This window comes from Nocardioides sp. NPDC057767, from assembly GCF_042798275.1.
Taxonomy (GTDB): Bacteria; Actinomycetota; Actinomycetes; order Propionibacteriales; family Nocardioidaceae; genus Nocardioides.
The window spans coordinates 13,223-25,705 of the sequence record NZ_JBHVKJ010000033.1 but is presented as its reverse complement, the minus strand read 5'-3'; the positions used below and the strand labels follow the sequence as shown (position 1 = coordinate 25,705).

At 72.2% G+C, this 12,483-nt stretch carries 15 protein-coding genes; 1 reads left to right on the top strand and 14 read right to left on the bottom strand.

Features of this window, described 5'->3' with window-relative positions; genetic code table 11:
• Nucleotides 1-24: 24 nt before the first annotated feature.
• The 7 genes from ACFVDI_RS17705 to ACFVDI_RS17675 form a co-directional block, all read right to left on the bottom strand.
• Nucleotides 25-630: a TetR/AcrR family transcriptional regulator gene (locus tag ACFVDI_RS17705; RefSeq protein WP_378907354.1), complete on the bottom strand. Its 606-nt coding sequence runs from the start codon at nucleotides 628-630 to the stop codon at nucleotides 25-27.
• Nucleotides 631-700: 70 nt separating this feature from the next.
• Nucleotides 701-1,189 carry a nucleoside deaminase gene (locus ACFVDI_RS17700; protein WP_378907351.1) on the bottom strand — a complete coding sequence of 163 codons (489 nt, stop codon included), beginning with the start codon at nucleotides 1,187-1,189 and terminating at the stop codon, nucleotides 701-703.
• A 50-nt stretch (nucleotides 1,190-1,239) separates the two neighbouring features.
• On the bottom strand, nucleotides 1,240-1,827 hold the full coding sequence (locus ACFVDI_RS17695; protein WP_378907349.1) for a superoxide dismutase family protein: 588 nt from the start codon (nucleotides 1,825-1,827) through the stop codon (nucleotides 1,240-1,242).
• Between the two features lie 71 nt (nucleotides 1,828-1,898).
• Complete coding sequence (locus tag ACFVDI_RS17690) at nucleotides 1,899-2,570, bottom strand: hypothetical protein (RefSeq protein WP_378907346.1); 672 nt, start codon at nucleotides 2,568-2,570, stop codon at nucleotides 1,899-1,901.
• Between the two features lie 214 nt (nucleotides 2,571-2,784).
• Nucleotides 2,785-4,116 (bottom strand): MFS transporter, encoded by a 1,332-nt coding sequence (locus ACFVDI_RS17685; protein WP_378907344.1) that lies wholly within the window; start codon nucleotides 4,114-4,116, stop codon nucleotides 2,785-2,787.
• 25 nt (nucleotides 4,117-4,141) lie between these two features.
• A complete protein-coding gene (locus ACFVDI_RS17680; protein WP_378907341.1) occupies nucleotides 4,142-5,155 on the bottom strand; it encodes a PDR/VanB family oxidoreductase in 1,014 nt (337 codons plus the stop codon).
• A 10-nt stretch (nucleotides 5,156-5,165) separates the two neighbouring features.
• Nucleotides 5,166-6,269, bottom strand: coding sequence for a Rieske 2Fe-2S domain-containing protein (locus ACFVDI_RS17675; RefSeq protein ID WP_378907338.1), 1,104 nt, complete (start codon nucleotides 6,267-6,269; stop codon nucleotides 5,166-5,168).
• Between the two features lie 118 nt (nucleotides 6,270-6,387).
• On the opposite strand from ACFVDI_RS17675, the gene ACFVDI_RS17670 reads away from it, so the two are divergent.
• A complete protein-coding gene (locus ACFVDI_RS17670) occupies nucleotides 6,388-6,978 on the top strand; it encodes a PadR family transcriptional regulator (RefSeq protein ID WP_378907336.1) in 591 nt (196 codons plus the stop codon).
• Here the strand turns inward: ACFVDI_RS17670 and ACFVDI_RS17665 are convergent.
• The 7 genes from ACFVDI_RS17665 to ACFVDI_RS17635 are packed head-to-tail and all read right to left on the bottom strand — an operon-like array spanning nucleotide 6,975 to nucleotide 12,410.
• Nucleotides 6,975-8,126, bottom strand: a complete 1,152-nt coding sequence (locus ACFVDI_RS17665) for a sensor histidine kinase (RefSeq protein ID WP_378907333.1) — start codon at nucleotides 8,124-8,126, stop codon at nucleotides 6,975-6,977. The genes ACFVDI_RS17670 and ACFVDI_RS17665 overlap by 4 nt on opposite strands.
• Nucleotides 8,123-8,809 (bottom strand): response regulator transcription factor, encoded by a 687-nt coding sequence (locus tag ACFVDI_RS17660; protein ID WP_378907330.1) that lies wholly within the window; start codon nucleotides 8,807-8,809, stop codon nucleotides 8,123-8,125. The genes ACFVDI_RS17665 and ACFVDI_RS17660 overlap by 4 nt, the downstream gene beginning before the upstream one ends.
• Entirely contained in the window at nucleotides 8,809-9,240 is a 432-nt protein-coding gene (locus ACFVDI_RS17655; RefSeq protein WP_378907327.1) for a hypothetical protein, read from the bottom strand. The genes ACFVDI_RS17660 and ACFVDI_RS17655 overlap by 1 nt, the downstream gene beginning before the upstream one ends.
• Nucleotides 9,237-10,382, bottom strand: a complete 1,146-nt coding sequence (locus tag ACFVDI_RS17650) for a molybdopterin-dependent oxidoreductase (RefSeq protein ID WP_378907324.1) — start codon at nucleotides 10,380-10,382, stop codon at nucleotides 9,237-9,239. Before ACFVDI_RS17650 ends, ACFVDI_RS17655 begins: the two co-directional genes overlap by 4 nt.
• Nucleotides 10,379-11,077 (bottom strand): methyltransferase domain-containing protein, encoded by a 699-nt coding sequence (locus ACFVDI_RS17645; RefSeq protein WP_378907321.1) that lies wholly within the window; start codon nucleotides 11,075-11,077, stop codon nucleotides 10,379-10,381. Before ACFVDI_RS17645 ends, ACFVDI_RS17650 begins: the two co-directional genes overlap by 4 nt.
• The gene (locus tag ACFVDI_RS17640) at nucleotides 11,074-11,745 is read right to left on the bottom strand and encodes a DUF2064 domain-containing protein (RefSeq protein ID WP_378907319.1); all 672 of its coding nucleotides are present in this window, start codon (nucleotides 11,743-11,745) and stop codon (nucleotides 11,074-11,076) included. The genes ACFVDI_RS17645 and ACFVDI_RS17640 overlap by 4 nt, the downstream gene beginning before the upstream one ends.
• On the bottom strand, nucleotides 11,742-12,410 hold the full coding sequence (locus ACFVDI_RS17635) for a glycosyltransferase family 2 protein (protein WP_378907316.1): 669 nt from the start codon (nucleotides 12,408-12,410) through the stop codon (nucleotides 11,742-11,744). The genes ACFVDI_RS17640 and ACFVDI_RS17635 overlap by 4 nt, the downstream gene beginning before the upstream one ends.
• Nucleotides 12,411-12,483 lie beyond the last annotated feature (73 nt).

Here is a 12,483-nt window from a genome sequence, read left to right as displayed (position 1 = left end):
CCCGAGAGGTTGCGGCTGGTCGTTCTAGTCGTCGAGGAGCAGGCGGAGCTGCGCGACGGCTTCGGGCAGATGCGCCGCCGCATCGCCCTCGTAGCCGGACCGCGCCCAGGCGAGCGCGCTCGACCGCATCAGCAGCCCGGCGACCATCCCGATCGTGTCGTCGTCGACAGGGGAGGGCCGGGCCTTGCGGCGCTCGGAGAGCAGCTCCTCGAACTCGCCGACGACGCGCTGGTGCCAGGCGACGTGCCGCTGCATCAGGCGGGGTTCCGAGGTCAGCAGCCGCATGGCCCGCTCGACCTGCTCGATGTTGGGGGCGGCGTCCTTGAGGAAGCCCGCCACCAGCGTCTCCAGGTCGGTCATCAGCCGCCCCGACGGTCCGCCGGAGACGAACTGCGCGCGCACCTCGGGATCCAGCTCGATCTCCTGGATGCCGAGAACCGCGTCGTCCTTGGAGTCGAAGTAGTTGAAGAAGGTACGCGTCGACAACCCCGCCGCCGAGCTGATCTCCTCGACGGTGACGTCATCGAGCCCGCGTTCGCCGACCAGTCGCTGAGCAGCCTCGATCAGCGCCAGTCGACGCTCCCGCTTCTGACGCTCGCGGGCGTTCGGAGGCGGGGCGGAGGTGGGCACGCCACTATTCTTGCACTGAGTGCAAGTTGCAGTCAATGCAAGAATAGTGTGTTGAGGGTCACCCTAAGGTTCAGGCTCCCGCGGCCGTCTGATGGATCGCGCGGATCTCCTCGACCAGCTCGGGGACGGGTCCGACGACCTCGACGGCCGGCGCGACCTCCTGGATCGGCAGTGCCCGCACCGGCGACTCTCCCGCGCCCCAGCCGGCCCGCCACTGAGTCAGCTGCTCGGAGGAGGCGATGTAGACGATCCGCCCGATCCCGGACCAGCCGTGCGCCGCCGAGCACATCGGGCAGTGCTCGCCCGAGGTGTAGACCGTGGCTCCGGCCCGGGTCTCGGGGTCGAGGTGGATCGCCGCCCAGCGGGCGAGCTCGATCTCGGGATGCGCCGTCGGGTCGCCGGTCGAGTGCTCGCGGTTGCGGCCCTCCTGGAGCGCGTTGCCGGTGCCGTCGGCCAGGACGGACCCGAACGGCCCGTCGCCGTCCGCCAGCGCCTCGGCCGCCAGCTCGAGGCAACGTCGCAGGTGGGCCATGTCGGTGGGGGTCAGTTCGGTGGTCACCGCCCCAGTTTGCGGGCCGGCGCTGCGTACGTCCTCTTATTTCACGACGCTCAGCCGGCCTCGATCACGGCGCAGGCGATCCGGTCGCCGGCGTCGCCGGTCTTGGTGGTGTCCTCGTCCGGGCCCTCGGGGGCGTAGCGCTCCGGGACGTTGGCGTAGTTGTCGGGGCCGGCGTGGATCATCACCGCGCTGCCGTCCGTGTCCCGCAGGTCGTCGAGCGTGAACGGGCCGGTGAACTCCAGGCTGGCGGTGCCGTCCTCGTTCACGAGGAGCGCCGGCAGGTCGCCGAGATGCTCGCCGTGGTCGCTGTCGTCGGGGTTGAGATGGCCGCCCGCGGAGAGGAAGTCACCCGTCTTCGACGGGTCGTCAGGAGCCGCGCTGTCGGCCTCGCACTCGCCGGTCGTGTGCACGTGGAAGCCGTGGTAGCCCGCCGAGAGGCCGCTCACCCGGACGCTGATCCGCGTGGCCCCGTCGTCCTCCTCGATCTCGACCGTACCGACCTCCTTTCCGGCGGGATCGGCGAGCTTCGCGCTCACCTCGTTGCGGTCATCGGAGTCAGAGTCTGCGCCCTCCCCGCAGGCGGCGAGGGTCAGCAGGCCGCAGGCAGCGAGCGCGGCAGCGGTTGCACGACGGGACATGGGATACCTCCACGAGAACGGATCCGGTCACCCCCACCGTACGTCGAGGGCAGGTGAGCGGAGCGTAGGGATCAGCAGCCGTCGCGGAGGAGGCCGGGCTGCCGGCCGACGGAGACCTCGATGAACTCGATCTTCGAGTCCCGGGTGTTGCCGGAGAGGAGGAAGCCGATCCAGCGGTTGCCGTCCTGGACGACCCAGGTCGTCTGGCCGTAGTCGTTGGTCTTCTGGGAGCCCGTCCCGTAGGTGTCCTCGAGGACCATGAGGGTGTCGCCGATGGTGATGCCCTCGGCGGTCTCGAGGACGGGCTTGCTCATCCCGAAGGAGCCGATGTCGCCCTGCTGGTCGTGGATGACGTCGATGCCGTCGCCGAGCTGCTCGACCCACCGCCAGTGCTTGCCCTCGCAGATGCTCTCGCGCCTGCTGTCGCGGGTCATCCACCCCTCATCGACCAGGGTGCGTACGTTGCCCTCGGCCTTGATCCTGCCGAATGCGCCGGGCGCCAGCGGGCCGCCCCAGTCGAGCTTCGGCGTCGGCTCGGCCGACGGGGTCGCGGAGACCGTGACCTCGGAGGGGGCCGGGGTGGGAGTCGCGGGCGGCTCGGAGGACGGAGCCGAGGAGGACGGCGCGGCGGACGGGGATCCGGAGGTCGGGGCCGGGTCGCTCCCGCACCCGGCCAGGCCGAGCAGCCCGACCACGGCGGTCGCCGCCAGGGCGGCGCGGAGCTGGATGCGGGATGTGGTCATGGTGACTCCTCGTCGGTCGTACGCCCCGAGCGGGCGTTCCGCCGATCTAGACGGTTCACGGCTCGTCCCGGTTGCAGCCGGGACGGGCCGAGATTCCGGCCGGAGATGTTGCGGGGACCCCTGGCGGGGGGATAGTCCAGGGAGTTTCCGTCGGTTACTGGCCAGTAAAGCGACGAGAACTCCCTGGACTATCCGCCAGACCTGATGCCCCGCCCTAGACGGAGGCCACCTCCGGGACCGGCCGAGCAGCCCGGCCGGTCCGCAGGAAGAGCAGCGCGACGGCGGAGATCGCGACCACGACGGCAGCGCCGACGTACAGGTTGACCGGGGTCCAGGAGGAGTCGAGCAGGCGCCCGGCGAGCATCGGCGACAGGATCGCACCGATGCGGCCGATGCCGATCGCCCAGCCCATGCCGGTGCTGCGGATCTCGGTGCCGTAGACGGCCGGGGTGATCGTGTAGAGGCCGGCGATGCAGCCGTTGATGAGCGCGCCGACGACGACACCGATGATCAGCGCGACGGTGAGGAGCGCGGTGCTGGTGATGAAGACGACCATCGTCAGTGCCGACAGCACGGTGAAGCCGATCAGCACCAGACGGCTGTCCAGCCGGGATGCGACGAGCCCGTAGAGCACCGAGCCGGCGGTGCCGCCCAGGGCCAGCATCATCCCGGCGGTGACCGCGTCCGCCTCCGACATCCCCGAGGTGACCAGCAGTTGCGGGGTCCAGCTGTTGACGAAGTAGAAGCCGAACATCGTCGCCAGGAACGCCACCCAGATCAGCAGGGTCGAGCGGCGCAGGTCGGTGCCCAGCAGGATCCCGGGGTTGCCGCTGCGGCGGCGGCCGGTGGGGTGGGGCGTGGCCTCCAGGGCGGCCACCGCGGGCTGCCCCAGCCGAGCGAGGATCCGGTTGACCCGCTCCAGCGCCTGCCGCGGCCGGCGCTGGACCAGGAAGTCGACCGACTCGGGCAGCAGCACGACCAGGAGCACGAGCGCGATCCCGGTCGCGACGCCGCCGGCGACGAAGACGCTGCGCCAGCCGAGGTCGGCGAGCATGCCGCGCGCGGCGACACCGCCGAGGGTGGCGCCGATGCCGTAGCCCGCCGTGTAGAGGCCGATCGCCAGGCCGCGCCAGCGCGCCGAGGCGTACTCGCTCGCGATCACGTTGGTGCTGGCCAGGATGCCGCCGACGCCGAGGCCGGTGACCACCCGGGCGAGGCCCAGGAGGAGGGCGGACGGGGCGGCCGCGGAGAGCAGCATGCCGAGGGTCGCGAGGCCGACGCTGATCAGGATCAGCGGGCGGCGCCCGATGACGTCGGCCACCGGCGCCAGCGCCAGCGAGCCGACCGCCATGCCGACCAGGCCGGCGCTCAGCAGTACGCCGAGCTCCGAGCCGCTCAGCGCGAACTCCTCGGTCAGGGACGAGGCGGTGAAGGCCATCGCCATCACGTCGAATCCGTCCAGACAGTTCAGCAGGACGCAGAGCGCGACGACCATCCACTGGTAGGGGGTCATCGCCGCGGCGTCGATGCGCGCACGAAGGTTCATCTCGGGTCTCTTTCGGGGTGGGGGTTCACGGGAGGTGGAGGGTCACGGCGGCGGGGTCGGCCGAGCCCGACCCCGACTCGCCGCGAGCGGCTCGGGCGACGCAGAGGCAGAGGGACGTGCAGGTCTCCTTCTGCCGAGGACTCAGGAAGACGTCGCGGTGGTCGATCCGGCCGCTGACGTCGAGGACCTTGACCTGGCAGATCCCGCACTCGCCCTTGCGGCAGTCCCACATCACGTCCACGCCGGCGTCCTCGAGCGCGTCGAGCATCGAGCTGTCCTTGCCGACGCGGACGGAGCGGTCGAGCTGGGGGAGGTGCACGACGAAGTCCTCGGCCGCCCAGTCGCCGCTGCTGCCGAACGTCTCGAAGCGCAGGTTGGGCTCGGGCAGCTGATGGGCCGCCCAGGCACGGCGGATCGCGTCCATGAGCCGGATCGGCCCGCACATGTACATCTCGGTCCGCGCCGAGGCCGCGCTTCCGGCGATCTCGCCGACCAGTTCGGCGACATCGAGGCGTACGTCCTCGTCGTCGACGAACACCCGGACCCGGTCGCCGTGGGTCTCGGCGAGCTCGTCGAGGTAGGCCATCACGGCCCGCCGTCGCCCGGCCAGGACCAGCGTGTAGTCCGCGCCGCGGCGGCGCAGCGCGTCGGCCATCGCGACCAGCGCGGTGACGCCGATGCCGCCCGCGACCAGTACGTAACGGTCGGCGCCGACTCCGAGCGGGAAGCTCTGGACCGGGCCGGTCATCTCGACGACGTCACCGACGCAGAGGCCGTGCATGTGGCGAGACCCGCCGCGAGACGACGGGGCGAGCTGGACGCCGAGGGTGAGCCGGCGGCCGCCGTCCTCGGAACGGACGACCGAGTAGGACCGCTTGCGCACGTGTCCGGCGAGGTCGAGCCGGAGGTCGACGTGGGTGCCGGGCGCGGCGTGGACGGGGCGGTCGGGAGCGAGCACGACGCGGCGTACGCCCTCGGCGAGGTCGGAGGTCTCGACCACGCGGCCCTGCTGCCACCAGGTCTGGGTGTTCACTGCCATGGCGGCGGCCTCACTTCGCAGCCGCGGCGGCGGGAAGACCCTCCGCCTGCAGCATGCGGTCCAGGATCCGGCGCACCCACATCCCGCCGGCGTCGATGTTGAGGCTGTAGAACTCGTGGTCCGGGTTGGCGTCGATCGCGCGCTGCTGCGCGGCGAGCATCTCCTCGTCCTCACCGAAGACGCCGTGGACGCCCTGGCGCAGCTGGGTCGTGATGGTCTGGCTCTCCAGGCGGTAGTTGCGCATGAAGGCCCAGAAGTAGTGCGAGGTCCGTGCGGTCTCGGGGGTGATCGTGTTCATCACGAAGCCGTTCACGCCCTGGCTGCGGTCGCCCTCGGGGGCGCCGGTGCCGGCCTTGGCGACGCCGACGTCGATGCAGATCGTCGAGGGTGCCTCGAAGTGGATGATCTGCCAGCGGTCGACCTTCCCGCTGAACCCGGGGAACTTGTCCCGCATGTTCTTCAGCCAGAACGGAGGCGCGTCGATGTCGCGCATCCAGCGCGTCACGGTCACGTGGCGGTCGTCGTGGCTGACCTCGAACTCGGCCTCGGAGAGCTCGTCCTGCCCGATGCTCGAGCTGTGCACGAACTCCTCGTGGGTGAGGTCCATCAGGTTGTCGAGCACCAGCTGGTAGTTGCAGGGCGCATAGATCGTCTCGCCGTCGCCGGCCCAGTCCGGTGAGTCCATCTGGTGCATGTCGGGCACGGTGGCGGGGTCGGCGAGGTCGGGGTCGCCCACCCAGACCCACACGTAGCGATAGCGCTCCACGACCGGGTAGGACGGGACGATCGCGCTCGGGTTGATCGTCTCCTGCGCGGGCATGCTCGTGCAGCGGCCGGCGGAGTTGTAGCGCAGCCCGTGGTAGGGGCACTGGATCTCGTCGCCGAGCACCTTGCCCTTCGACAGCGGTGCCAGCCGGTGCCAGCAGGCGTCGGCCAGCGCGACCGTACGGCCGTCGCTGTTGCGCCACAGGGCCAGTGGCACACCGGCGATGGTGCGGGCGAGCGGCTGCTTCGCGGTCACCTCGTGGTCCCAGGCCGCGACGTACCAGGCGTTGCGGGGGAAGTTGAAGATCTTGCTGGCCGCGGTGATCGGCGGGGAATCCAGGACGGTCATGGGGAAACTCCCTATGGAGATAGGTGTTGTGCTCGTCACAAACTACCTATCTCTATAGTTAGTGGCAAGAGTTGGGTACGCTCGCGCCACGAATCACTGGCTCGGAGAGGGGGTCACGATGTCGCTGAGATTCGCGCTGCTGGCGCTGCTCACCTCGCGCCCGATGACCGGCTACGACGTCTCCAAGCAGTTCAGCCAGTCGGTGGCCCACGTGTGGCACGCGCCCGACTCGCAGATCTACCCGGAGCTCAACCGGATGGAGCGCGACGGCCTGCTCGAGTCGTCGGTCGTGCCGTGGGGCAAGAAGGGCACGAAGAAGGAGTACGCCGTCACCGAGGCCGGGGTGCAGGCCTTCCGGGAGTGGATGGACGCGCCCATCGAGATCCGCCGACAGCGCGAGCCGGCCTACCTCAAGGCGGCCTACCTGGAGTGGGCCGAGCCGGGCGCCGCGCGCGCCGAGCTGGAGCAGTTCCGCGACCACTGGACCGAGCACCTGGCGATGCTCGAGGCCACCCGCGCCACGCTCCTCGACCGCAGCCACCCCACGCTGGCCCGGCGGCTCGAGCACTACGACGCGAGCCAGTGGGACCGGATCGTGCGCTACAAGGTCTTCGCCTACGACGGCCTCATCGACCAGGCGCGCGCAGCGGTCGCCTGGGCCGAACGCGGGCTCGTGCTCGTCGACGAGCTGGAAGGCTCCCGGGCCTAGGCGGGCAGCCGCACGTGGAACCGGCAGCCGGTCGCGGCCGGAAGGTTCTCCACCCAGACCCGGCCGCGGTGGGCGTCGACCAGCCCCTTGACGATGGCGAGGCCGAACCCGGCGCCCTGAGCGCTGGTGCCGTCGGCGCCCTCGGGCACGGCCGGGGTACGCGCGGGGCTGCCCTGCCAGCCGAGGTCGAAGACCCGCTCCATGTCGCCGGGATCCAGGCCGCCGCAGCCGTCGCTGACGCTGAGGTCGATGCTGCGTACGTCTCCGGGGGCCGTCTCGCAGCGGACCTCGACCGTGCCGTCGGCGGGGGTGTGGCGGATCGCGTTCATCAGCAGGTTGGAGACGACCCGGGACAGGCTGGCCGGGTCGGCGGTGATCTCGAGGCCGTCCTCGACCTGGCCGCCGAGCCGCACCCGCCGCTCCCTGGCCACCGGGTCGGCGCCGGCCAGCGCCTCGCTGACCAGGTCGCCGAGCAGGACCGGCTCGGGCGTCAGGGTGAGGGCGCCGGCCTGGATCCGGGAGAGCTCGAAGAGGTCGTCCACGAGCCGGGCCAGCCGTTCGACCTCGACGCGGATGCGCTGGTGGTAGCGGTGCGGGTCGGCCGCGATCCCGTCCTCGAGCGCCTCGGCCATCGCGCGCAGCCCGGCCAGCGGCGTACGCAGGTCGTGGGCGACCCACGAGATCAGCTCGCGGCGGGACTCCTCGAGCCGCGCCTCCCGGGCGCTCGCCTCCTCGAGCCGCCGCTGCGTCTCGGCGAGCTCGGCCGACAGCGACCGGAGCTCGCGTGGTCCGCTCTCCGACGGCACCTGGTGCCCGCCGAGAGCCATCTGCCGGGCCTGCAGCTGGACGGCGCCTGACCAGCGGACCATCGCGGAGCCGATGGCGAACGCGACCAGGATCGCCACGACCACGGCGATCGAGGCGACGACGGTGATGACCAGCAGGTCGTGGCCGGAGAGGAACATGAGCCAGGCGACGGCGAGCACGCCCCCGAACACGGTCAGCACGGCGACCGTGGCGGCGAGGGTGAGCTGCCAGCGGATCGACCATCGTCGCGTCAGCCAGGCGACCAGGAGCCCGACCAGGCCGACGGCGAGACCGGCGCCCGCGGCGACGAGGGCGATCTGGGCAGCATCTGCAAACTTCATGTGCCCACCTCCGCGGACTCCCAGCGGTAGCCGACGCCCCAGACCGTGACCAGCCGCTCCGGCCGGGTCGGGTCGGACTCGATCTTCTCCCGCAGCCGGCGTACGTGGACCGTGACCGTCGAGCGGTCGCCGATCGTCCAGCCCCAGACGTGCTCGAGCAGGTCCTCCCGGGTGAAGGCCTTGCCGGGGTGAGCGATCAGGTAGCGGAGCAGGTCGAACTCGCGCGTGGTCAGCGCCAGCTCCGTCCCGGCGTTCGTGGCCACCCGCCGGTCGGCGTCCACCACGAGCGGGCCGTCCGAGACCACGCCGCCCTCGCCGGAGTGGCCGGTGCGCTTGAGCACCGAGTCGACCCGGAGCACCAGCTCCCGCGGGCTGAACGGCTTGCCGACGTAGTCGTCGGCGCCGAGCTCGAGCCCCATGATCCGGTCGGCCTCGCTGCCGAGCGCGGTGAGCATGATGATGGGCACCTCGCTCGCCTGGCGCAGACGGCGGCACACCTCGAGCCCGTCGATGCCGGGCAGCATCAGGTCGAGGACGACGATGTCGGCGGGTCGCTCGCTCATCGCGCGGAGCGCCTGCTCGCCGTCGCCGGCCTCGACGACGTCGTGCGAGCCCGCGCGCAGGTAGGACGCCAGCACCTCACGGACGGTGAGGTCGTCGTCGACCACGAGCACACGTGCCATCAGCTCTGCTCCTCCTCGACGGTCCGCTGTCGCGAGCGTAGTTCGCCGAGCGCGACCGCGACACCGGCACACACGCACAGAACGGCGAACCCCAGCAGCCCGAGGGTGTAGTCGCGGTCCAGCAGCGTCGGGTTGTCCGGCTTCGCGCCGAACCGGCCGAGGACCGGGATCGCGACCAGGACGGTCGGTCCGAGCAGCACCAGCACCGTCACCGCGCCCTGGGCGACCGCCCGCGGCAGCAGCCGGCCGCCGAGCCACCCCAGCGCCAGCACCGCCGGAGCCAGGATCCCGTCGTGGATCACGACCGCGGCCGCCAGCCAGATGGCGACCTCGGCGATCTGGCCGATGTCCTGCCGGCTCAGCAGCAGCCAGGCTCCGTACGTCATCCCGACCGTGCCGAGGGCGATCAGCCCGCCGCGTACCCCTCTCATGCCTGCACCTCGATCCGGGACACCCACTTGGTCTGCATGACGCCGGGACGGTCGGGGGCGATGAGCCGGACCGGGTAGCCGTGGTCCATCGAGAGCGTCTCGCCGTCGAGCGCGAGCGCCATCAGGGTCCGGTCGTCGTCGGCGAAGTTCGCCGGCAGCACGGTGTCGGAGGAGGCGCTGAATGTCTGGATCGACCGGATCCTGACGTCCCGCCCCGGAGGTGCGCCGACCAGGTCGAGCAGGTCGCGCAGGCGTACGCCTCGCCACTCGCCCGTCGCGCTCCATCCCTCCACGCAGGCGATCGGCAGGGTGGAGGTCCGCTGTTGCATCGCGACCAGGTCCTGACGGGACAGGGCCCGGGACGTCGCCCCGTGGACGAGCTCGAGACGGTAGGCGGAGCTGCTCGCCTCGGCCACGACACCGGCGGAGTGGGCGGTGCGGTTGATCGGGATGCCGTGCTTCCGTGACCTCGGGGACAGGGCCGCGATCCGGCCGGCTCCGGGGACGGTGCCGGCGGTGTAGAGGAAGGCGGCGGCCAGGGCGGAGGTGCCGGCCAGGACCAGTACGCCACGACGGCTGACCGGTCCGGCTCGGCGCGCGTTCGGCCGGTCGTGGGCGGTGTCGTCGACGTCGCCCGTCAGGGCGTCGCGGATGATCGGCAGCTTCACCGCGATGTGCACCAGCAGCGCCCCGACGGCGACGAAGGCGAGCGCGTAGTGGGTGGCCCGGAAGCTGAAGCCCCAGGGATACCACTGTGCGACGTTGAGCAGTCCGGTCGTGAGCTGGACCAGCGAGGTGCTGACCAGGATCGCGATCGAGCCGCGCTCCAGTGCGGTCGGCAGGGCCTCGCGGACCTGCCGCGGCACCGGTTGGAAGAGCTTGGGGAAGACGACCCACAGCTTGACCAGCAGGAGCGGGATCGCGGCGGTGCCGGCGACGACGTGCAGGCCCTGGGTGACCTGGTAGAGCCACGACGGGCTCGTCGGCAGCGGCACCGGCTGACTGTCGCCCTGGGCGTAGTGGCTGATCAGCCCGGTCGCGAGCGCGACCACGAAGCAGATGCCGAGCCACAGTCCCACCCGGGCGGCGACCGCGGCGCTGCGTAGGCGCGAGGTGAACGAGTCCTCGGCCGGGATCCTCATGACGTCTCCTCCACGAGGACGGCCACCCAGCGCTCACCGCCGGGCGTCAGCGCCCGGGCGCGGACCGGGGGCCGGGGCTCGGCCGGGCCGACCTGCGGGAGCGGCGCCAGCCGGGTGACCGCGAGACCGGCCTCGGTCGCGATCGACCGGATCGCGTCGGCGCCGACGGTCGCCCACGGGAACTGCGAGGAGCCGCCGCAGTCGCAGACCAGCTCCGCGAGCAGCGGCCCGCTCGGCGTGCCCGGCGGATGCACCTCCGCGACCACCCGGCCGCCGGGGACCAGCAGTCGGCGTACGCGGGCGAGGAGAGCCAGCGGGTCGCCGCCGATCCCGAGGTTGCCGTCGGCGAGGAGAGCAGTCGCCCACCACCCTTCGCCCGGGAGGGGTTCGAAGACGTCGCGGCACACCGCGCGACCACCGCGCGCCTCGGTCTCGGCGACGGCCTCCGGGACGACGTCGACGCCGAGCGACGGCAGACCCCGAGCGGTGAGCGCGGCGGTCATCCTGCCGGGACCGCAGCCGAGGTCGATCGTCGGCCCGGCGCAGTAGGAGAGCAGCGCGAGGTCCGCCGCGTCGGCGGTGCGGGTCCAGTCCTCGACGGGAAGCCTCGAGGCCCTGCCGTCGACGCTCACCACCCGGCACCGCTCGCTGGCGAAGGCGTGCCCGAACGCCGACTCCGCCAACGCCGCCGTCATCGGGTCACCCGGGCGATCTCGGCGGCGATCTCCGCGGCGGCCGCGGCGAAGCGGGTCCCGGGGGCGGCTGCGGCGACGGGTTCGACATCGGCGAGGTGGTCGACGTCGCGAAGCCGCTCACCGGCAGCGACGCGAAGACCCAGTGCTTCGAGGGCGGAGCGGGTGGCTGCGTACGTCTGGGGGGTGGACATGGGGACGTCGCGCAGTGCCGCGGCGGTGGAGGGGTCGCGGAGCGCCAGGGCCCACCAGCCGCCGTCCTCGGCCGGGGCGAGCACGGCGTCGGCCGCATCCAGTCCTGCGGCCACGGCCAGCAGACGCGCCGGCGTCACCTGCGGGGTGTCCATCCCGATCTGCACCACGGGTCCGGCGACATCGGCGTGGGCGTTCGCCAGCCTCTCGCCGAGTCCGTCGCCGCGCTGCGGGGTGACGGTCCAGCCGGCGATCGCCGCCGCGATCTCGTCCGCCCGGAATCCCGCGGAGACGTCTCCGGAGAGGGACAGCCGGCACCGGTCCGTCCCCACCGCCAGCGCGCAGGCCTCGATCGTGTCGAGCAGCGCGGCCGCCGCGACGGCGGTCGCGGCCTCTTCCCCGATCTCGGCGGCGAGCCGGGTCTTCACCAGCCCGGGGACGGGTGCCTTGGCCACCAGGAGCAGCGTCGGGTGCGTCATGCGAGCACCTTCCAGAAGTCGTACGCCGCCCGCAGGCTGCCCCGCACCGAGCCGGAGACCTTGGAGCGGGTGCCGGCGGTCCGCGGGTGGTAGTCGACGTCGACCTCGTGCACCCGCCAGCCGGCCCGGGCCGCGCGGTCGAGCAGCTCGACCGGGTAGCCGGAGCGCCGGTCCTCCACGCCGAGCCCGAGCAGCGCCTCGCGGCGGGCCGCGCGCAGCGGCGCGATGTCGCGCACCCGAAGACCGGTACGCCGCCGCAGCGCGCCCAGGACGATCCGGTTGCCGACCCGGGCGTGCCAGGGCTGGGCGCCCGGCGTCACCGGGCGGCGGCAGCCCAGCGCCAGGTCGGCCTCGTCACGCCTGATCGTCTCGACCAGCGGCAGGGCGGCCTCGGGATCGAAGGAGCCGTCGCCGTCCATCACCACGACGTAGGGGGCGGTGGCGGCCAGCAGACCGGCGTGCACCGCCGCCCCGTATCCGGGCCGCGACTCCGACACCACCCGCGCCCCCAGCTCGCGGGCGACGTCGGCGGTGCCGTCGGTCGAACCGTTGTCGACGACGATCACGGACAGCTCCGCCGGCACGCGTGGCAACAGCTCACGCAGGGCGGCGGCCTCGTCGCGGCAGGGCAGCACGAGGTCGGTCTCGGGGCGGTTCTGGGCCATGGAACCGACTCTAGGAACGCGTCGCCCCCGATGGGGCGGGCAGATCTTACGGTCCGATGACGTGGCCGTTGCG